The sequence below is a fragment of the Streptomyces sp. NPDC046308 genome, assembly GCF_055588065.1.
The window spans coordinates 132,066-151,982 of sequence record NZ_JBVJFB010000010.1 but is presented as its reverse complement, the minus strand read 5'-3'; the positions used below and the strand labels follow the sequence as shown (position 1 = coordinate 151,982).

General features: G+C 71.2%; 18 protein-coding genes and 1 pseudogene. 8 read left to right on the top strand and 11 right to left on the bottom strand.

Annotation, left to right across the window (positions count from 1 at the left end; all coding sequences use genetic code 11):
* Positions 1–5: 5 nt before the first annotated feature.
* The gene (locus ACZ6JT_RS32225) at positions 6–803 is read right to left on the bottom strand and encodes a PIG-L deacetylase family protein (protein ID WP_469215279.1); all 798 of its coding nucleotides are present in this window, start codon (positions 801–803) and stop codon (positions 6–8) included.
* A gap of 333 nt (positions 804–1,136) precedes the next feature.
* Here ACZ6JT_RS32225 and ACZ6JT_RS32220 point away from each other — a divergent pair, with 333 nt between their 5' ends.
* The gene (locus tag ACZ6JT_RS32220) at positions 1,137–2,357 is read left to right on the top strand and encodes an alpha/beta hydrolase family protein (protein WP_469215277.1); all 1,221 of its coding nucleotides are present in this window, start codon (positions 1,137–1,139) and stop codon (positions 2,355–2,357) included.
* 46 nt (positions 2,358–2,403) lie between these two features.
* Here the strand turns inward: ACZ6JT_RS32220 and ACZ6JT_RS32215 are convergent, their stop codons facing one another.
* The gene (locus ACZ6JT_RS32215; RefSeq protein WP_469215275.1) at positions 2,404–3,396 is read right to left on the bottom strand and encodes a DUF4344 domain-containing metallopeptidase; all 993 of its coding nucleotides are present in this window, start codon (positions 3,394–3,396) and stop codon (positions 2,404–2,406) included.
* Positions 3,397–4,124: 728 nt separating this feature from the next.
* Here ACZ6JT_RS32215 and ACZ6JT_RS32210 point away from each other — a divergent pair.
* Positions 4,125–4,349 (top strand): hypothetical protein, encoded by a 225-nt coding sequence (locus tag ACZ6JT_RS32210; protein ID WP_469215273.1) that lies wholly within the window; start codon positions 4,125–4,127, stop codon positions 4,347–4,349.
* A gap of 124 nt (positions 4,350–4,473) precedes the next feature.
* Complete coding sequence (locus tag ACZ6JT_RS32205; RefSeq protein ID WP_469215271.1) at positions 4,474–4,671, top strand: hypothetical protein; 198 nt, start codon at positions 4,474–4,476, stop codon at positions 4,669–4,671.
* 350 nt (positions 4,672–5,021) lie between these two features.
* On the opposite strand, the pseudogene ACZ6JT_RS32200 reads toward ACZ6JT_RS32205, so the two are convergent.
* Positions 5,022–5,870: pseudogene (locus tag ACZ6JT_RS32200) on the bottom strand (class I SAM-dependent methyltransferase); the annotation flags it as partial.
* A gap of 306 nt (positions 5,871–6,176) precedes the next feature.
* Between ACZ6JT_RS32200 and ACZ6JT_RS32195 the strand changes: the two are divergent.
* Together ACZ6JT_RS32195 and ACZ6JT_RS32190 are read left to right on the top strand one after the other, a co-directional pair.
* Positions 6,177–7,373 (top strand): PP2C family protein-serine/threonine phosphatase, encoded by a 1,197-nt coding sequence (locus ACZ6JT_RS32195; RefSeq protein WP_469215269.1) that lies wholly within the window; start codon positions 6,177–6,179, stop codon positions 7,371–7,373.
* A 755-nt stretch (positions 7,374–8,128) separates the two neighbouring features.
* Positions 8,129–8,479, top strand: coding sequence for a MerR family transcriptional regulator (locus ACZ6JT_RS32190; protein WP_469215267.1), 351 nt, complete (start codon positions 8,129–8,131; stop codon positions 8,477–8,479).
* Between the two features lie 260 nt (positions 8,480–8,739).
* On the opposite strand, the gene ACZ6JT_RS32185 is transcribed toward ACZ6JT_RS32190, so the two are convergent.
* On the bottom strand, positions 8,740–8,913 hold the full coding sequence (locus ACZ6JT_RS32185) for a CsbD family protein (protein WP_469215266.1): 174 nt from the start codon (positions 8,911–8,913) through the stop codon (positions 8,740–8,742).
* Positions 8,914–9,182: 269 nt separating this feature from the next.
* Between ACZ6JT_RS32185 and ACZ6JT_RS32180 the strand changes: the two genes are divergently transcribed.
* A complete protein-coding gene (locus tag ACZ6JT_RS32180; RefSeq protein WP_469215264.1) occupies positions 9,183–9,344 on the top strand; it encodes a hydrophobic protein in 162 nt (53 codons plus the stop codon).
* Positions 9,345–9,657: 313 nt separating this feature from the next.
* Here ACZ6JT_RS32180 and ACZ6JT_RS32175 read toward each other — a convergent pair whose 3' ends face one another.
* The 3 genes from ACZ6JT_RS32175 to ACZ6JT_RS32165 form a co-directional block, all read right to left on the bottom strand.
* A complete protein-coding gene (locus ACZ6JT_RS32175) occupies positions 9,658–10,056 on the bottom strand; it encodes an ATP-binding protein (RefSeq protein WP_469215262.1) in 399 nt (132 codons plus the stop codon).
* A 55-nt stretch (positions 10,057–10,111) separates the two neighbouring features.
* Positions 10,112–10,429, bottom strand: a complete 318-nt coding sequence (locus ACZ6JT_RS32170; protein ID WP_469215260.1) for an STAS domain-containing protein — start codon at positions 10,427–10,429, stop codon at positions 10,112–10,114.
* Positions 10,430–10,516: 87 nt separating this feature from the next.
* A complete protein-coding gene (locus tag ACZ6JT_RS32165) occupies positions 10,517–10,837 on the bottom strand; it encodes an STAS domain-containing protein (RefSeq protein ID WP_469215258.1) in 321 nt (106 codons plus the stop codon).
* Positions 10,838–11,608: 771 nt separating this feature from the next.
* Between ACZ6JT_RS32165 and ACZ6JT_RS32160 the strand changes: the two genes are divergently transcribed.
* The gene (locus ACZ6JT_RS32160) at positions 11,609–12,220 is read left to right on the top strand and encodes an SMI1/KNR4 family protein (RefSeq protein WP_469215256.1); all 612 of its coding nucleotides are present in this window, start codon (positions 11,609–11,611) and stop codon (positions 12,218–12,220) included.
* Positions 12,221–12,392: 172 nt separating this feature from the next.
* Here the strand turns inward: ACZ6JT_RS32160 and ACZ6JT_RS32155 are convergent, their stop codons facing one another.
* From ACZ6JT_RS32155 to lanL, 4 genes are all read right to left on the bottom strand, one after another.
* The gene (locus ACZ6JT_RS32155) at positions 12,393–13,028 is read right to left on the bottom strand and encodes a TetR/AcrR family transcriptional regulator (protein ID WP_469215254.1); all 636 of its coding nucleotides are present in this window, start codon (positions 13,026–13,028) and stop codon (positions 12,393–12,395) included.
* 169 nt (positions 13,029–13,197) lie between these two features.
* Positions 13,198–14,793, bottom strand: coding sequence for a right-handed parallel beta-helix repeat-containing protein (locus ACZ6JT_RS32150; protein WP_469215252.1), 1,596 nt, complete (start codon positions 14,791–14,793; stop codon positions 13,198–13,200).
* A 437-nt stretch (positions 14,794–15,230) separates the two neighbouring features.
* Complete coding sequence (locus ACZ6JT_RS32145; protein WP_469215250.1) at positions 15,231–16,469, bottom strand: GNAT family N-acetyltransferase; 1,239 nt, start codon at positions 16,467–16,469, stop codon at positions 15,231–15,233.
* 242 nt (positions 16,470–16,711) lie between these two features.
* The gene (lanL, locus tag ACZ6JT_RS32140; protein WP_469215248.1) at positions 16,712–19,483 is read right to left on the bottom strand and encodes a class IV lanthionine synthetase LanL; all 2,772 of its coding nucleotides are present in this window, start codon (positions 19,481–19,483) and stop codon (positions 16,712–16,714) included.
* Positions 19,484–19,712: 229 nt separating this feature from the next.
* On the opposite strand from lanL, the gene ACZ6JT_RS32135 reads away from it, so the two are divergent.
* Complete coding sequence (locus ACZ6JT_RS32135; protein WP_365482838.1) at positions 19,713–19,838, top strand: hypothetical protein; 126 nt, start codon at positions 19,713–19,715, stop codon at positions 19,836–19,838.
* Positions 19,839–19,917 lie beyond the last annotated feature (79 nt).

The following is a 19,917-nucleotide window of genomic DNA, read 5'->3' as shown; positions in this document are numbered from 1 at the left end:
CCGAATCAACGGAGCGGTTCGGCGAAGATCGAGGAGCGCAGGCCATACGCGGGTGCCGCCCCGGGCTCCACGTACCACTCCCGCCCCAGCAGCAGAGCGAAGACGCCAACCGGAAGCCGCAAGGCCAGGCGCATCAACGGGGCCAGCCGGCCCGTGCCGTGGACCTGCGACTGGTGCGCTGCCAGTGCCGCCCGTCTACGGCGGGCGGCACGCCGTGTGTCGACGCGGTGCGTGATGGCAGCACGCGGCGTGTAGGCACCGCGGAACGCCTCGGCGGTCTCGCGCCGGGACAGCCCAAGGCAGGAAGCCAGGCGCAGCGCCCGGACGATGGGCTCTCTGGGCAGCGTCGCCTCCAGCAGAAGAGGGACGGAGGCGCGCGCGACAGCGCTACGGCCGACCTCGTGGACCTTCACATGGTCACGGTGGCCATAGCCGCCGTTGGCGTCGTAGCTCAGCAGGACATCTGCCCGCTCGGCCCTGAGGATCTCCGCGAGCCGCTCTGCCGCCTCCTCCGTGTCCACCCCGGCGAAACGGACGCGGCCGGGCGGATCGGGAAGCATCGGCTCGCTCCTGCCGCTGTCCGCGTACCCGAGGTGCACCACCCGATGGACACCCAACGCGGCGCAACTCGACCGCAGTTCCCGCATCCGCACGAACTCCTCGTCGGTTGCCTCACCGGTGTTGCCGTCAGTGGCGGTGACCACCACGACGCGGTGCCCGTCGGACGCGGCGCACGCCAGGGTGCCCCCGGTCACGAGCACTTCGTCATCGGGGTGGGCATGGAACGCCACGACAGTCGCCATACGGCCATCTTCTACGGACCAGTGCCGGGAGTGGGGCCGCGAGCCCTTTGACCCTCCGCAAAGAAGAAAGCGAAGTTGACGCAACGCCCTCGCCGTGCCGCGTCACCCCCGCTGCCCGGGTGCCTGCTCCGGAGCAGGCACCCGGGCAGGAGCGGACACGGGTGGACAGGGATCGTCTGCGCATGGCCTGGGAAGTGGACACCGGCCCGTCGCAATCTTGGACCACGCCGAAGAACGCACCGCGAGAGCGGCGGCGGCGAAAGGCCGGGCGAGCAGGCTCGCCAGGGATCAAAAGGCGTCGATCCCCACCTTCACATGCCATAGGAGATCTAGATGAAGCCGCTGCTGTTCCCCAACAACGTCCAGTTCTGGTACGAGACCCTGCGGTCGATGAGCCACATCGCTTACGGAGGCGCGGACTTCGGCGAGGTGGTCTCCACCGGTGAGCGGGTCACCGAAGGCGACTACGACAGCTGGTACGTCGAGTGGACGGCCACCGCGGACCGCGTGTCGGGCGAGGCCCACAAGGCGCTGGCGGCCGGTCACCGCGTCAGCGCCCGGGACGGGTTCCTGCGTGCGTCGAACTACTACCGGTCGGCGGAGTTCTTCCTGCACGGTCACCCCTGCGACCCGCGTCACGATCACGCCTACGACCGCTCCGTGGCCTGCTTCAAGGCGGCGGCGGCACTGTTCACCCCGGTCATCGAGCCGGTCGAGATCCCCTACGAGGACACCACGCTGCCCGGCTACTTCTACCGGGTCGACGACTCGGGGACACCGCGTCCGACACTGATCATGCACAACGGGTTCGACGGCACCGCGGAGGAACTGCACTTCTTCGGGGCGATGGCCGGTGTCGAACGCGGTTACAACGTGCTGGCCTTCGACGGCCCCGGCATGCCCGGCCCGCGTCACCACCAGGGCCTGGTCTTCCGCCCGGACTGGGAGAACGTCATCACTCCCGTCGTGGACTTCGCCGAGACCCTCCCCGAGGTCGATGACAGCCGCATCGCACTCCTCGGCGTCAGCATGGGAGGCATCCTCGCCCCCCGGGCCGCCGCGTTCGAGCACCGTCTGGCCGCGCTGATCGCCGTCGACGGCCTCTACGACCTCGGCCAGGTCGCCGTCCGCAACATCCCCGGCCCCCGCGAGGAGGCCGAGCGCCTCCTGCGTGCCGCGTCCGCCCCCGAACTCGACGCCGCCTTCGAGCAGGCCATGACCCGCGACCCGATCGCCCGCTGGGCGATCAACCACGGCATGTACGTCATGGGCGTGGACGCCCCCCGCGCCTTCAACGCCTCCTACCTCGACCACACCCTCGCCGGGGGCATCGCCGAGCGGATCCAGTGCCCCACCCTCGTGTGCGACGCCGAAGAGGACATCTTCTTCAAGGGCCAGCCCGAGCAGCTCTACGACCACCTGACCTGCCCCAAGACGCTCATGGTGTTCACCACGGAGGAAGGCGCCGGCGCCCACTGCCACCCCGGCGCCATGCGCCTGTCCGCGGCCCGCATCTACGACTGGCTCGACGACACCCTCGCCGCCACAGCCTGACCGAACCGTGGACCCGCGAAGCGTCGGGAGTACGCGGTCATGTACCTCATTGACCACTACGGATCTCGTCGATGTGCTTCGCCAGAGCCTGTGTCTCCGCGACCAGCCGCCCGTGGGCCTTCTTCTGCTCCTCGGCACCCCGGGCTCTGAACGCCCCGCTGAAGTGGGGTTGGAGCTGGGTCCACCAGCCGTAGTCCAGCATGGCCCACGCCTGTGGGCAGAGGGGGGCGCGGGTCTTCGGGAGATAGCCGCTGTCGACCAGGGACTTCTGGTACTTCTTCGGGTCGCTGCCCTCCAGGTAGCACAGGAAGTTGAAGGCCCGTTGCTGGGTGACGGGGTGGTCGCTCGACATGCCCTCCAGCGTCGGCGTGCCTTCCTTGCGGGCGATCTCGTCGAAGAGGATCGCGGCGGCCAGCGACGGGCCCGGCCCGACCTCGTTGACGGTATAGAACGACGCGAAGCCGTCCGCCGCGTCCTCTTCGAGACCGAGGTTGGCCAGCAGGAGCTGGCGTTGCAGGGCATGGCCCATCTCGTGGCCGAAGATGAATTCGGTCGACAGCACGGTCAGGTCGTCGGTGTTGTACTCGGACGCGGGGAACGGGGCGGGCCGCTCCACGGTCTTCACGACGTCGGCGAGGGCCTTCTCGATCTCGGTCAGGAACGGTGGCGGGACGAAGATCGTCCTGCCGTCGGGCTGGGTGACGGCGTCGGTGACGCCGGGCGGCACGGCGCCGGTGACCTTCACGACCATGTCGTACGGGAGGGCGAGTGACCTGTTCACCCAGTCGGCCGTACGCTCCAGCACGCGGGAGTTCCGGATCAGTGCCACGGCCTCCCGGTCCTCCGGGGCGACCGTTTGGGCCTCGTAGACGACGGTGACCCTCCCGGAGCGCGCCGCCTGGGGGCGGGGCCCTGCTCCAGGCCCCTGCCCGGCGTCGCGGACCTCGCCGCTGCACCCGGTCGAGACGACCCCGGCCAGGAGCAGCACACCTGAGAGGAGGAAGCGCACCCTCTTCGAGTGACCGGCGGTGTTCGGCATCCTTGATCGGCTCCCGTCGCGTGTCCCCGCACCGATCCTCCGGCCGTCCGCAGGCGGGTGCCCGTCGAGCCGCCCGTACGGGGGACCGTTCGCTGTGCGCTCCCCGTGAGCCGGCCGCAGTGGAACGCCGGCGATCCCGAGGGCGAGGACGTCCGCGCCGCGCCCGCCGGCCGGCTGTCCGTCCTCCACGTGGCCGATCGGCTCACCCGGCCGGCGGCTGTCCGTCCTGGGCATCGTCCGGCTCGGTGACCGGTCGTGCAGCGGGCGGGCGGGCGATCGTGCGGCGGGCGTGCGGTGGTCGATCGTGCGGCGGGCTGCTGCCGTCGGGTCCGTTGCCCGGGGGCGGCGGTCTGAGCGCCGGCGCCGGGGGTCTGCCGGACAGCCCCCGGGGCCCCCGGCCGGGGAGGAGACCGGGGTGCGGGGTGTCCGGGTGCCGTACGGATCCGGGCGGCAGCCCGTCGTGCGGGCGGGCCTGCCCCCTGACGCCGGGGGGAGGGCGTCACAGGGGCGAGGCCCGCTCCGGAAGGCCCACCCCCCAAGGCGTGCGCTTCCGACACCCACGCGTGTGACCCGGCCCCGCGACCTCAAACACCTTTCCTCCCACCGGTTCTGAGAGGACGTCATGCCGACTGTTCTCGGGCCCGCGCACGGAGCCAGTTCACTGCTGCTCAGCGCACGAAAGCGGGCTGCGGATGCCATGTCGTCCGGGTCGCTGCACGCTGGAGCGTATGGCGGATCAGACGGAGATCGTGATCCATCCCGTGTCGCCGCAGGGCGGCCGCAAGGTCACCGTGCACGCCCTCGGCGTGGACACGGACCTCGGCAGGGCGTTCACGCCCGGGGACGTGTCGGAGGTCCTGCGCCGGGCCGGGTGGGAGGACGTGGATCTGTCCGAGGACGGGCCGGTCCGGTGGGAGGGAGGCGGCCCCGACGTGTGGACCGGCGACATCTGACCGGCCCCCGCTTCGCTCACCCTGCCGCCACGGTGCGTACCCGAAATAGTGCGGAAGATGACTGTGCGTGTCAGCGTTGCGGGAGGAAACACCACACCACCTCACGGATCAAGGAGTCGCCGACATGGGCGGTATGCAGGACAAGCGTCAGGAGCCGGGCAAGGGCCGCGAGGAACAGCAGCGCCCCCAGCGCCCGCAGCGGCCCGGCCAGGACCCGGTCCACCCCCAGCCCGGCACCCCCTCTCGCGGAGGCCAGCGCCCCGACGAGATGGAGCGGCGCCGCGAGGACGCCCCGCTCCACGACGAGCGCGACGACTTCTGACCCACGCGGTACCCCACGCACGCAGAGCCCGGCCAGGCGCCCGTAGTCACCCCGGCCGGGCTCTGTCATGCCACCGCCGGACCGGAGCCTCGCGCACCCCCGCCCGCGAGTACGGGCTTGCGGTCCGAAGACGTCGACACCCGCGCCTGGGCCCCCCGCCGCTCCACGGCATGGGAACACGCAGCACAGGCAGAACGCCTGGGGTCCTGGCGGCTCGCGGGCGCTGCGGACCTTCGTGGCCGGTGAGATGCACCCTCACGAGCAGGCGTCTCACTCGAACGGGGCCCGCCCCCAGCCGTCCGAGGGCCGACCGGGCCGACCGGGCCGGCCGCCGGGGTCTCATGCCGACGCGCGGTGACCGAATACGCGGCGAGCGCGCGGTTGCCGCGCGGCTTGGCGATGGCCCGGAGAACGTCGGCCTGGCTCAGGACGAGCTGTCGCACCGGCTCGGGCAGCGCGGCCAGACACTCATCGCTCGCGACCAGGTCGAGGCAGGCAGCGATTTCCCAGTCACCGTCCTGAAGTTCTTCGGTATCGACCGGCTTGCTGCCGTCGACCGTCCAGCCGGCCTCGGGCAGGAGCCGCAGCAGGCCCTCACGGGAGAAAGGCGTGCGGACGTTGCCCTGGCCGTGCGATCCTGCGGCCTCGGTCTGTCCCTGGATCAGCACGGCGAGCAGGTGCGCCACCTGGCCCTCGGAGAGAGGCGTCAAGTCCCACTCGGTGAACCATAGGCGTCGCGCCCACGGCCGTACCCGGGCCAGCGTGTCTCGCAGTTGCCCGAGCGATGAGAAGTACCAGGAGCAATGCGCGAGCACCACATGGTCGAAGGTGCTTTCGGGGAAATCGACCGAGGGGTCGAGGACGTCGGTGCCGAAGCGGAAGTCGATGCGTGGCCCGAGAGGGCCCGCCGCGAGCCGGGCTGCCGACTCTCCGACCGTGACCGGTGCCCCGTAGGAGGGTGCGGCCACGTCAACGGCCACCACGCGCCCCTCGGGCCCCACCGCCTCTGCGAGGACGGCGGTCATGTCGCCCTGGCCGCAGCCCAGTTCGAGGACGGTTGAGCCTGGTGCGATGTGCCAGCTCGCCACGAGCGCGGCGCGGTGGCGAGTCTGGGACAGCTGGATGTCCGGGCTGTGATCGGCGGCGGCCATGCCGGCCGCGAGCGAGGGAGCCTTGGCGAGGAGATCGGAGTGATTCACAAAGTCCTTGGTGGTGTTCGACGGGCCGGTGCGGGCCGAGGGTATGAGACGCGCGGGCCGCGGCGCCTCCGATTTCCTGGACGTCACCGGCACGACGGCGGCCCACCCCAGGACCCGGCCGTCCTCGTCGAGGGCGACCACGCGGTGGGCGGGGAGTTCGGCAGTGCCGAAGCCCGCACGGTGGGGGCGGTGGTTTCGAAGGTGCGTTGCCTCGGCATGTCGCCGGCGGACCGCGTTGCGGATGCCCGGGGTTGTGATTGTGCCGACCGGACGGGAAGGAGAGTCCCCAACCCCTTTGGAGGAGATGTGGCGGTGGATCGGATCGGGCTCGCACCGGTGTTGGCGGCTGCGGAGGCCGCCGCTCCGGTGGACTCTCTCGACGTGGTGGCGCGTAACCTGCGGGACCGGTTCGGCGCCGTGTACGTGTCGTTCCTGTTCGTCGATGTCGTCGGCCGGCGCCTTCTGCGGGTCCATGACACCGCGGCCATGCAGGGGGAGGACCGCGCCAAGCGGGTCCCCCTCGCCGGCAGCGGCGTCTACGACGAGGTACTGCGCGACCAGCGCCTGGTCCTGGGACCGGACACCGGGAAGGGGCGGCGGGTGCTCGCCCCCGTCACGAACCGCGGCGACGCCATCGGAATCCTGGAACTCTTCCTGCCCCGCGTCACGGCGGAGGTGCTGGAGCAAGTGGAAGAGGCCGCCCGCGCGCTGGCGTACATCATCGTCGCCGACCGGCGCTTCACCGACCTCTACCACTGGGGCAACCGCACCACCACGGTCAGCCTGGCCGCGGAGATCCAGCGCCAGCTCCTGCCCGCCGCCTCCTCCTGCGAAGCGCCGCAGTTCACCCTCGCGGGCGCTCTGGTCCCCGCGTCCGACATCGCCGGCGACACCTACGACTACAGCCTCGACCAGAACACCCTGCACCTGTCGATCACGGACGCCATGGGCCACGACACCCGGGCCTCCCTCATGGCCACCCTCCTCGTCAACGCCTCCCGCGGCGCCCGCCGAGCCGGAGAGGACCTCGCCGAGCAGGCCCGCCAGACCCACCAAGCCCTCCTCGACCACGGCAACCGCACCTTCGCCACCGGTCAGCTCCTGCGCATCGCCCTGGACGGCACCCGCAGCCAGATCGTCAACGCCGGCCACCCCAGACCGCTCCTGCTGCGCGACGGCGCCGTCACCGAGCTGCCCCTGGCCGTGAACATGCCCTTCGGCGTCGACCACCCCCGCCACGGCACCTACCTGGTCCAGGACCTCGACCTGCGCCCGGGCGACCGGCTCCTGCTCCACACGGACGGCATGCAGGAACGCGAGGCCGACGCGGTCGACCTGCCCGGCCTCCTGCGCAAGACCTACGCCGAGCACCCCCGCGAGGTCGTACGCACCCTGGTCGCCGCGGTCGCCGACGCCCACGACGGCCGCCCTCCCCGCGACGATGCCACCGTCCTGTGCCTGGACTGGCACGGCCCCCACCCCCACACCCCCACCGATCGCTGACCCGCGGTTGCGGGGCACGTGCGGAACTCCGATTACCTCCCGTGTCGCCCTCCCAAAATCTATGTTGGCCGGAGTAGACATTGGTGGGTGGTGTGGGTATGGTTTCTCTCGTAGCCCAGAGAACGAAGGGCCCGGCAGAGATGAACTGCCGGGCAGCAGTACCCGCAGTCGCAGGACGGTGCGGTCGTGGAGTGTCGAAGCCGGAGTGGTTGCAAGGCGACGGGACTGGCGACCGGACCGGGTGGCCCGCAGTCATCAGGGGCCGCCGCAAGCAGTTGACGCAGTGGTTGCAGTACTCAGCAGTGAAGCAAGTGAGCAGCACCTCGGTGAAGGCGTCGGCTGCGGGCGCGCGCACCGGGAAGTTCGGCAGTGGGGTTCCAAGCCAGAGCAGATGCAGGATGGGCGACGGGGCTGGCTGCCGGAGAGGTGGCACTTGATGAGGCCACCAGCGGTTCGCAGTAGTAGTGAGTGAAGTAGTGATTGATCCAAGAGGGAAGGAACGGAGGAGCCGAGCGCCATCAGGATCGCCCGGGCGGCAAGCAGAGCCCGGGTACCGCAGGACATCGATAGTGAGGTGGTCTCCGGTCAAGCAACCGCGATCCCCGCAGTCCCGACTCCGTTCAGGTCGGGCGAGCGGAAACACAAAGCCGACGCTGTTCCAGGATCGGCAGATGGTGTAGCTGTTCCTTCGGGGCCCTGGCGCTATAGGCGCCAGGGCCCCTCTACGCGTTCACCCGTTTTATGAGAGAGGCTCCATGACAGCTGACAATCCGACCGGCCCGCTCGGCGGCCCCCTGGACGACGACGACTATCCCGCCTACACCATGGGTCGGGCCGCCGAGATACTCGGCACCACCCAGGGCTTCCTCCGTGCGATCGGCGAGGCCCGCCTCATCACCCCGCTCCGCTCCGCCGGCGGCCACCGCCGGTACTCCCGCTACCAGCTGCGGATCGCCGCCCGCGCCCGGGAACTCGTCGACCAGGGAACCCCGATCGAAGCCGCCTGCCGCATCATCATCCTCGAGGACCAGCTCGAAGAGGCCCAGCGCCTCAACGCCGAGTACCGCCGTGCCGCCGATGCGGCCGGCCCGGATGCCGCGGCCTGAGACCGATCGGGGCCGGGCTGGAGACGGCCGACTGACCCCTTGCGGGGGAGAGGCCGGGGCTCCGGCCGGATCAGTGGCGGCCGCCGCGCCGCCGCCGCAGTGCGCGGGCGGCACTCACCCCGGTCAAGGCCCCGGACGCGTACGCCGACTCCCGCGCCCGAGTGCTGTTCAACCGCCGGTGCGGGCTACCGGAACGCGGCCGGGCCCCGACCCGGGGGGAAAGGGATCGGGGCCCAGCAAGGGGGAGTACGTCCGGCCATCTAGTCGCGGAGGGTGTCCTTGATGTCTTCCTTGGCCTGGCGGGCGTTGCCCTTGGCCTGGTCCGCGTGGCCTTCGGCGGTCATCCGCTCGTTGCCGGCCATGCGGCCCATGGCCTCCTTGGCCTTGCCCTTGGCCTGCTCGGCGTGGGCCTTGGTCTTCTCCGTGCCCGACATCGGGACCTCCTCGTGCTCTACCGGGTTGGTCGTGACCACTCGCCTGCTCACGATCCCGGCCGGCAAACCCGGTCGTTCTGCCGGGGCCGGCCGATCGGGACGCCGGGCCGCCGCACCGCGCGGCCGCAGTGCTCCCGCACCGGGCGGGGCGTCGGCCGGCGGAAAAGGGGGCTGTTCCTGCTGCCCACCTGCGTGGATAAGAAACCCGTAAAACCCGTCCGCATGGGACGGGGTTGGCGGGGCATGCGGTGGGTCGGAGGTTGATAACTATGGTTCCCCTGCTTCTTGTTCTTCTGCTCATTCTGATCCTGGTCGGTGCCGGTTTCGCAGTGAAGATCCTCTGGTGGATCGCGATCGCGGTGCTGATCCTGTGGCTGATCGGCTTTGTTGCCCGCCCGAAGGGCAGCAGCGGCCGCTGGTACCGCTGGTAGCGGTAGCGCGGCATCGCGCACCGGAAACGGCGCGGGGCGCCCACCACACGGTGGGCGCCCCGCGCCGTTCTGCCCTGCCCGGCCGAGGCGGTGCACTGGTGGGAACGCATGGGGTGAAGGCGCCTGGCGGGGGTACGCGCCGGTCAAGCCGGGCCGGTCGTCGTGACGCAGCAGGGGACCTGCTCGCCTCCAACGATCGGCGGCCGACCCGGCCCGCGGGCGCCGGCCGCCCCTACGGTGCGGACGAGTTCGCCGACGCGCGCACCGGCGCGACGGCACAACATCAGCGGGCTGGTCGGGCTGGCCGGTTTCGTCAGGGCGCTGGGGGAGAACCGGGGTGGGTGGGGAGGGTGGCGACGATGGTTTTGCCGGTGCGGTGGAAGCGGATGAAGGTGCTGGGGGCGAGGGTTTTCACGACCCGCCATCCGAAGCCGCCGGGGGTGTTCGGGGAGGGCGGGCGCAGGTGTGGTTGGAGGGCCGAGCCGTCGGAGACCTCGATGGTGACCTGCCCGGCCCGGACCGTGATGTGGAAGCCGGTGACGCCGCCTGCGTGGCGGATCGCGTTGGAGACGAGTTCGCTGACCACGGTCAGCACGTCGGCGACCAGGGCATCGGAAGCGTGGTGTTCGGCGAGGACATGGCGGGCGGCCTCCCGGGCCTGTGTGCAGTTCATCTTCGCCGGCAGACCGGTCCTGCCTGATCGGGGCTTCATACGGAGCGACTGCCCCAGGGTTCGCCAGAGATTCCGTCTTCGCGCTCGGACGGGTTCAGCCATGGTCGGTGGTGTCGCGGATGTCGAAGAGGGCCAGGGCCCCGGTCATCTCCATCATGCGGCGCAGCTGGGAGGGGAGCGGGCCCTGGAGGGCGAGGGGGCGGGTGTTGCGGAGGCGGATGAGGGCGTTGAGGAAGCTGGAGTCGCCGAACGTCACCTGCCGCACGTCGACGACCAGGAGGCCGGCCGGCACCGGCGGGGTGTCGCACGCCTCCGTCAGCAGTCCGGTGGTGTCCAGGTCGAACTCGCCGGAGCAGACGACCACCCGTACGCCGTCGACTTCGGACTGGACCATCACCTGGGGCGTTTTCACCCTGCCTCCCCGATCACGAGCGGACCTTGCACGCAGCGACGGTAGTGGATGTTCCGCCGGCACCGGTACCCCGTACGCGGGGGGCGGTCAGGATCCGGGGCGAAGGGTGAACAGGGGGCGGGTGCCGGTGAGGTCCAGCAGGTGCAGGGCCTGGTCACACAGGCCGCACAGTTCCAGCGTTCCACCCGTGAGGCCGACCCGGTGACGGAGGGCGAGGAGGGCGTTGAGCCCGCAGGAGTCGACGAACGTGACGGCCGACAGATTCAGAGCGAGAGTCTGACCGTGCAGGTCGATGGCGTCAGCAGCCTCGGTGAGGTGCCTCGCGGTGTCCATGTCGAGCTCACCGCTCACCGTCAGGATCGTCCGGTCGGGATGCATGGCAACACCGAGATCGAGGGTGGGATACATGTGCTGGCCGCCCCGTTTCGGGATCGGAGCCCCTTTACGGTCGGCTCCCCGTGCTCGGGGCGGAGAAGGCCGTCAAGCGCGCGGCATACGGACCGCGCACAGCCGAGCGAGACCACCCGCACCCGCCGCTGACCACCACGGTGATCATTCGGTGGCGCGGGTCTCCCACCAGACCAGGCTGGTAACCCTTCGAGCGTGTCACGTTCCGACCCCGAGCGCCAGAAGCCCTCGTCCACCGCTCTGACCTGCAGCAGCGTTTCTTCACAGCCGCCCAGCGACACCGGCTGCACCAGCCCGAGGAGGCTGGACTGCGCCGCCTAGGCGCCGTACGAGGGCGAGTACGGCGCACACGGCGCCGTCGGTGTCGGCGTGGACGGGCAGCGCGGGCCGGTTCGCCCCTGATCAGGTACCGGACCGCTGCCGGAGGCGTGGCCACCCCCATGGGCACGCCGGCCTTGTCCCCGCACTGGTCGGTCCGCAGAACCACGACACCGTGCCACCGTGCCCGCCCCAGGGCCGCAAGCGAGGATCGACCACTGTCGGCTCAAGGCCGCCCTGGTCCACTGCCCCGAACCCGACGCCCTCACCACTCACGTCCGCTCGGCGCGACGACCTCCCCAGCCGCCACACCCTCGCCGCAGGCATCGAAGGTGACCGCGATGCCGTCATCGCCGGCCCCAGCCTGCCCTGGAACTCCGGCGTCGGCCGCGCCGGCTTCGCTCTCCTGCGGAGGAGAGTTCTCCCGGTGACGGCGACGAGAGAAGATGCACCATGGATCCCCGCATACCCCGCCTGCGCCGCAAGCTGGCCGCGATCCCTTTCCAACCACTGCGCAGCCACTCCTTCGGGGAAGAGCAACACAAGTTCTTCCTCGGTCCGAAGCTGGCAGAAGCACGCGTCGCTGCGTTCGAGGCCGAGCACGACATCGTCCTTCCCGACGCCTACCGGCAGTTCCTCACACACCTCGGCGGCTCGGGTGCGGCGCCGTTCTACGGCCTCCTGCCGCTGGAGCGGTGTTCCCTGCTGGTCATGAATCCGCGTGGAGAACCGGGGACACCCCGCGGCTTCGACGGCACAGCCCCCAGGACCCACGGCCGCGACCTCTTCCTCCACATCATCGAGATGGGCTGCACCGACGTCTGCGTCATCGCAGTGACCGGCCCCCTCACCGGCCGCGTCCTCATCGGCAACGGCGATGGGTTCTGGGGCCCCCACGTCTCCTCCGCCACCGACTTCCTCGACTGGTACGAACGCTGGCTCAACCACATGGGCGCCGGACGCGACAACCGGGCCCTGGAACTCACCTCACCAAAGCTTCGCGCCACCGCCCGGTACGCCCGCGGCTCCGCACCACGCGGAGGCAACCGAGCCGCGAGCCCGTAAAGGGCCCGCCGAGGTACCGCCCTACCTGCCTCGCCTCCCGGAACCTGCCCGTTCCCGCCCGGAAGGGCGTCGGCGCGACCCCATGACGGCCATGACGGCGGAAAACCCGGCGGCTTCGAAGTGGGCGCATGCGGTCCCCGTGCGGGCAGCTGCCGAGCCCCGTCAGGTTGACTTACTGCAACAGCTTCAGGGCGGCAGTCGCGACTCTTCGGGCGGTGAGGTGTTGCTCGTCGGACGGCAGGATGAGATGGCTGATGGTCATGCGGACGATGACGTCTGCGGCCAACTCCACCGACTCTGCCCGCTGTTGCGGGTACCGCGTGGCCAGCCAGCCCTGGACGAGGGCGTGACCGGCATCGAAGATCGGGTCTGCCCGGGCGGTGAGGTAGGGCAGGAGGCTGTCGGAGCCCTTTCGGGCGGCTTTGACGACGGCCCTGATGAGGGGCTGGTCGTCGGCCTCCTTGAGGACGTAGAGGATGGCCGCCCGCAGGCAGTCATGGGGATCGGGTACGCCGGGATAGAGGGCATCGGCCACACCCGCCAGAAACTGCCGGGTTTCGGCAACTACCAGTGCACGGCCCAAGCCGGCGCGGTTCCCGAACTCCTTGTACACCGAAGGGCGTGACACTTCGGCGCGGGCGGCGACGGCCGAGAGGCTGACCTGGTCCCAGCCGGCTTCGCACGTGAGCTCGCGAGCGGCGTCCAGTACGCGCTGCCTCATCTGTTTGCGCCAGGCAACGCGCGGCGAGTCGGGTACCGGCTCACCCGCGCGTGCCGACGCCTCGGTCCGGTGCGATGCCACAGCCATGGCGCCCAGTCTGTCAGGGCCCCGGGCCCGTTCGGCGGCCCGGGCAACACGTTCGGCGGCCCGGGCCCGAGAGCGCGGGCTTGAGAACCGCGAGCGCGCGGTGGTGCCGACCCGGGCAGAGGGGGCCGGGCCGGCGCCACGTGGGAGGTCCCCAAGTGACCCGAGGGGATCAGGAGCGCTTGCGGCGCGCCGCGAAGAGGAGACCGCCGCCTAGGGCGAGGACCCCCGCTGCGATGCCGAGCGGGAGCACCGGGTCGGAGCCGCCCGTCTCTGCGAGCGGACCGCTTCCGCTGTGAGGCTTCGATCCGGAGCCGCCGTCGGCGCCGTTGGCCGCTTGCGTGCCGGGCGGGCTCACGGGAGGACTTGCGGCGGCGTCACTTTGCCGGCCGGGAGAGGCGGTCTCGGAGGTATCTCCCTGGACGCCGCTGCTCTTGGCGCCGAAGCCGTAGGCCCCCCGGTCGGGCGCGCCCCCGGCCCGGCGGGCTCCGGTGAAGTCCGTGGTGACGGCGGCGAACGGCAGACCTGAGCCGACGGCGGGGGAGCCCTCGCCCAGCCGGAAATCCGCGTCCGCCCCGGTGCCCGCCTTGGTGAGCTTCGGATCGGCGATGACATCGTTCGGGCCCTGGACCTCGGGAGCCTTACCGCCGAAGTAGACGTTGTAGTCGTAGGTGACGTCCACGTTGCGGGACTTGCTGTTCGTCGCCTGCCCCGGCCGGCCGTACGCGATGTTGTTGAGCAGCCGCACGTCGGTACTGTCATGCGCGAAGATGTTGGCGTAGCTGTCCATGCGGGTGCTGCGCCCGTTCGCGTAGGCCGTGTTGTGGACGATGTCGACGTGCTGGCTCTTGTAGGAGTGGATGCCGGAGCCGCCGTTGTCGTACGAGAGGTTGTTGGCGACCAGGACGCGCCCGCTGTAGGCGGGGTGATCGGCGTCGCCCTTGAGGGTGTCGATGATGATGCCGTTGCCGTCGGAGTAGCAGCCGCACTTCTCCCACTTGATCATGGTCTCGTTGTCGTGAACGCGATTGCCGATGATGCGGATCTTGTACGTTCCGGCGTCGCCGCCGGCCACGTCACGCGGGGTGAGCACGGAGATGCCGCTGGTCGCGTACACCGCGTACCAAGAGGTCCCGTGCACGTGGTTGCCGGAGATGGTCACGTGGTCGGAGTCGATGGCCGATATGCCGCCGCCCGCGCAGCCGTGCACCTCGTTGCCGGTCACCTCGATGTGGTGCGACAGCGCACCCGTGGACCGGTCCTGTTCCACGGAGATGCAGTTCGTGTTGTAGGTGGGGTCGCCCTTCTTCGATTCCCGCTCCGCTCCGGCCAGGGTGAGGGCTGCGTTGTTGCCTTTGACCTCGAGATTCCTGATGGAGATGTAGGAGGCGCCGTGGACGCTGATGCCGTTCCACGCCTTCACCGGGTGGACCACGGGATGGTGGCCGGGATGAGCGGTGAAGGTGATGGGGGCCCCGGGGAGGCCGGAGTGTTTGATGGTCAGCACGTTCGACCCCGCAGAACGCTCGGAGTACGTGCCGTTCATGATCGAGACGGTGTCGCCCGGCCCGACGCTGTCCGCGGCCTTCTGGAGGGTCCGGAAGGGAGCTGCGGTGGACGTCCCCGCGTTGCTGTCGTTGCCGCTGGGGCTGACGAAGTACGTGCGGGCCGCGGCATGTGCCGTACCGGTTCCCATGGTGGCGAGGCCCAGTGGGGCGGATGAAGCGAGCAGTGCTGCGGTCAGGGCGAGGGTGCGCGTGCGTTTCACTGTTGCCTGGTCTCCCAGTGTGTTCTGGCGAAGCGATGGGTGTCCTGCGTCGGCCGCAGTCGAAGCACGAGGGGCGCGCGCAAAGGATGCATGTGGCCCGCATTGCCGCGCCGGGTCAGTGCGCCGGGTGGTGAAGCCCGGGACGTTCCACACCCAAGTCCGCCAAGAGGGGGGCGAGTTGCGTGAGTGACAGTTCCAGAGTCGAAAAATGAAAACAACCCTGGACTGGGTGTAAACATTCTGACGAAGCGTCATCTGCATGTTGTGCGTCTCTGCCTGACGCCGCGGAGGAGCAGGGCGCCCGGCCTGCCCTCGCGGAGGTCAGCGCCGACCGGGCCATCGACCAGAGGGGAGCCCACCGCACCCGCTCCGCCGCCGGCGGCTGCTCCCGGGCGTCGGCGTCGAGGACGTGCCGCCCGGGCGCCGGCCGGCCCGGGTCAGAAGGAGTGCGGCAGCCAGGGGGCGGGGTCGTGGGTGAAGGCCGGGGAGGCGTGCGCGAGGCTCCCGCGGTTCAGCTCGGCGGCACGGCCGGCGCGGGCGAGAGCGGTCAGGGGGACGCCGCCCAGGTAGGCGGAGGCCAGCGCTGCTGACGACAGGGCCACGTCGGGCCTGGCGCGGGTGCGTGTGCACGACGCGCCCCCCGGCTCCGCTACGAGGTGCCAGCGGCCCTCGTTCCAAGGGCAGAAGGAGTCCTCGACCTCGAGGACGACGTCGACCGGAGTGCGGTACGTGCGGGCTTCCAGGGCGGCGCCGACGTCCACCAGCCGGACGAACAGCCCGTCCCGCAGCTGCCTTTCGCAGCGCCGGATGTCGGAGACGAGATACTGCCAGGCGTCGTCCACCGGGCGGTTCTGCGCCATGAGCGTCGACGTCAGGTCGATCTCGAAGAGGAACCGCCACAGCGCCGCGTACGCGGCCGGGTCCCGGGCCTCCAGGTCGCGTAGCACGATCCTGCCGCGTGCCCCCGAGACGTCCCACTGCGGCATGTTCTGGAACCGGGCGTAGCCGACCGTCTCCCCGTCCCGCTCGGCGACGACGCACTGGAGCGGTGAGCCGCCGTCCCGGCCGCCGCCCTGGGGGCCCAGGAGGGCCAGGCGCTCCCATCCGGGCCGGCGGGCCGGCATGCCCGGCCGGTCCGGCACCTGGTCCGCGTACACCGCTTCACAGGCGGCCAGCGCGGACTGCGGATCGGCGTACCGCAGGCGCACCGGGTCGGCGTCGGTGCCGGCCGGGACCTCCAGCCGTACGCGGGAGGTGTCGATGGTCGCCGCCAGCTGCTGCGTGGCCATGCCGTAGCCGAAACGGCCGTAGATGCCCGGCTCGGAGGCCACCAGGGCCGCCAGCGGTTCACCGCGCTCGCGGACGTCGTCCAGCTGGTGGCGCATCATCACCGTCATCAGCCCGTGTCTGCGGTGCGTGGCAGCCACACTCACCATCGTCACGCCGGCCGTGTCGACGACGGCGCCGCCCGGCACCGACAGGCGCAGCGAGAAGGCTCCGGCGGTGCCCACGCATTCCTCGCCGTCCCAGACACCGAGGGACCGGTGGTGCTCGGTCAGGTCCTGCCACAGACCGCGGGCCTCAGGGGGCGTGGGCGGGCCGCCGAAGGCCCGTTCCAGGGTCCGGTACCAGGTGTCCCACTCATGGACCTCCAACGTCCGCAACTGTGGCGCCATGGCCCACCTCTACCAGGACTTTCCGCCGGTGAGGCGGCTGACGGGGCGGCGGCGCCACCCGACTGGGCCACCGGGGCGGACCGCTTCACGATAGGCGAGAGGTGTCCGGCCGCAGCGCCCGCCGCGCACCGGGCGGACGGACTTACCTCCGCGACGGGCGCGCGGGGAGCGGCTGCGCCCGCACGCTGGTGGCCGTCGGCGGCCCCGGCACCGCACGGCCGGCCGGGCCACGGCAGCGAAGGTCAGGATCCCGGCGGCACCGTCCATGGCCGCGTTCCGCCGTGCCGCAGGCGCAGGAGGAAGTCCAGGATCCCCGCCGCCCCGTTGCCGTACTCGGATCCGCTCGCGGCGTCGGCGACCAGGCGCAGCCCGTCGGACTCGCCGTGCTGGGCGTCGATGACGGCCGCGATCCCCTCGGCCTGTGCGCGGTAGCGCGCCTCTCCCGTGAAGTCGGCCATGTCCAGCAGGAAGTGCCCGGCTCCCGCGTTCCCGCAGCACGCCCCCGCGATGGCGGGCCACGGGTCGTGGACGACGGCCGCAGCGGCCCGTTCGGCCGTCTCCGCGAAGCGCCGCAGACCGGTGGCCGACCACAGGCGGACGAGGAACGTGCCCATGCCGGCCGGGCCGCTGCACCACTGCGTGCTCGGCCGGAGCTGCGGTTTGCCCCCCACCTCGGCGGGCCACGCGGCCCGGCCGTCCTCCACCCGTGCGACCCGGACGAGGGTGTCGCCGGCGCCGAGTGCCGCGGCCGTGTACCGGGCCGCTTCCCCGGCGCGTCCGCGGTCCTCCGCGGCCGCCGCGGCCGCGAGCAGGAACGTGCCGACGCCCGCCGTTCCATGGGCGAAGCCGTAGGTGTGCGCTCCCGCGAGCGCGGAGTCCGTGTCGCGGGAGGTCGGCCAGGTCCAGTCGCCGCCGGCCCGGTCGGTGCCCTCCAGAACGGCGTCGGCGCAGGCGAACGCCCCGTCGAGGAGGCGATCGTCGCCGGTGGCACGCCACAGGTGCAGGCGTGCGGTGCCGGCCCCCGACAGCCCGTGGCTGAAGTCCGGACTCGGCCACCGGCTCGGCAGCCGTTCGGCGAGTGTCACCGCCCGGGCGGCCATGGCCGAGTCCCCCAGCAGCCGGGCGGCGTCGTACAGCGCCCAGGCGGTGCCGGAACGGCCGAAGCACAGGCCGGGGAGCAGCCGGGGCGCGTCGAACAGGCGATCGTCGAGCCAGCCGGCCACCTCGGCCACGGTGTCGAGCAGGGCGCTGTCACCCCGGGCCCGCGCGGCGTGGGTGAGGGTGGCCAGGACGCCGGCCGCGCCGTTCCACGTGTTGCAGGGGTCGGTGTGCGGCACGTTCCGCTCCGGGGCGGGCCACAGGGCCGCGCGCCAGGGGGTCATCGTCCGCCGCAGGTGGGCGAGACCGTCGTCGATCAGCTGGTCGATCGAGGCGGGCCGGTACGGGGGCAGCGCTGTCGGCGGGGGCGGGTCCGCAAAGGCGGCCCCGGGCGGCCGGGCGCCCGTACCGCAACGGTCCTTCAGCCAGGCCTGGGCGTGCGGGAGGGTCCACCGGGCGTCGGGGTCGGCCCGGGTCAGACCGACGATCAGTTCTCGGTACAGCGCCAGCGGGGGATGGGCGAGGGCGATCAGCTCGAGCGTCCGCCGGGTCTCCTCCGGCCGGCCGACGCCGTCGGACCAGCCCGCAGCCCACCGCGGATCGAGGTCCGTCAGGAGCGAGAAGAGGATCACCCCGAGGCTGAACCGGTCCGCCTCCGCTCCGGCGACCTTGCCCGACGCCGCGGGCGACGCGTGCAGGCCCAGGGCCCTCACCTCGGGCGCCGCGTAACCCCGCGTGTACGCGGGAGCATGTTCCCGCCCTGCCTCGGTGACGTACTCCGTGTCGATCAGCCGGACCTCCCCGCCCGGGGTGACCATGACGTTGTGCGGCTTGAAGTCGCGGATGACGAAGCCCGCGTCGTGCACGGTCCGTAGCAGCGTCACCAGCCGCGACACCATCGCCGAGGCCTCGTCCTCACCCGGTCCACCGTCCCGGGCGCGCGCCGCCTGCCACAGGTTCAAGGGTTGTCCGGGGACGAGTTCCTCGGCGAGGAACAAGTCTCCCTGCTCCTCGAACAGGTCCAGCTTCCCGGGCGTGACGCCCAGCGGCGCGAGCTGCTCCAGCATCCGCGACTCCTCCCGCAGCCGGTCGCGCACATCGGTCCCGTCCAGGCGGACGCCGACGTGCGCCCGTGCGTGCTTGACGACGACCTCCCGGCCCGTCGACTCGTCCAACGCCCGGTAGACACCGCCCTTGTTGGCGTGCCGGACGGCCCGCAGCACCCTGTAGCGGCCCCCCAGCAGGACCGGTGGTGCCGTGCCGGCCGCAGTGGAGGGGGAGGCCTCGGGGAAGGGGTACGTGGCCCAGGGAGGGAAGGTGAACCCGGCGGCGCGCTCGTCCCTGACCCGGCTGCCGTCCGGGCCGGTCATCCACGGCTCGAGGACGCCGTCGTCGGTCAGTACCATGTCGCCGGTGAACTGCCCGTAGCGGAAGAAGACGATGCTTGCGGGCCGCACCGGCCGGTCGGAGAGGATCCGCGGTCCGCTCAGGCCGACCGTCACAGCGTCCAACTCCTGCGCCAGGAGACGGAACTGCTCGTCGTCGGCCGGGTACACGGTGATGAACTTCCCGCCCGTGCCCCGGTCGTGCCAGACGTCACCGAGCCGTACGACCCGGCCCAGATCGACGGCGAACTTGAAGGAGGCCCTGCGACGCGTGAGCACTTCCGCGGCGCGGGCGAGGACGAGGGGCGCGGAGAGGGGTGTCGCCGACAGGTGCAGTTTCCATCCGTGCCTGCGCCGCACGGCAACCTCGGGGGGCCGGGCGAAGCACCAGACCTCCGTCGGCTGCAGCGTCCACCGCTGGCCTCCGGGGGAGCGGCTCAGTACCGCACGCGCGACATCCAGCAGCAGGAGCGAGTCGGCCGAGTCGACGGCGTCGTGGCCCGGCCGGGCGGGGGGCGGATTCGCGGTCATGTGGGATGGCGCTTTCTCGGATCCCCGAGGTCCACGGTCCGTATGCGCAGCTCACCAGTCTATGCCCGCCCGGTCCTGCCTTCCTGGCGACCCGGCCGCGAGGGGAGCGTAACTATTTGCACTTGAAGTGCAAAGAAATGGCCAAGTTCGGTGTTGTGTCGATTTGTCGGGGTATCGACCTTCTGTCGGGCTCAGAGGGCCCGGGGGAGGCGAAGAGAGAGGCAGAGCGATGAACGAGACGACGACCGACCTCGACGCTCTGGAGCTGCTTCCGCAGGAGCAGGAGCAGGAGCTGTCCGAGAGGGACTGCACCGGCTGGTCCACCTGCAGCTTCACCCTGGCGGCCGATGAATGACCGTGTGACTGTGCGACCGGAGCGCCTGATCCCCGCCCTCGAGGCGGGGATCGGCCGTGTCCGGGCGAAGTGGAGGGTG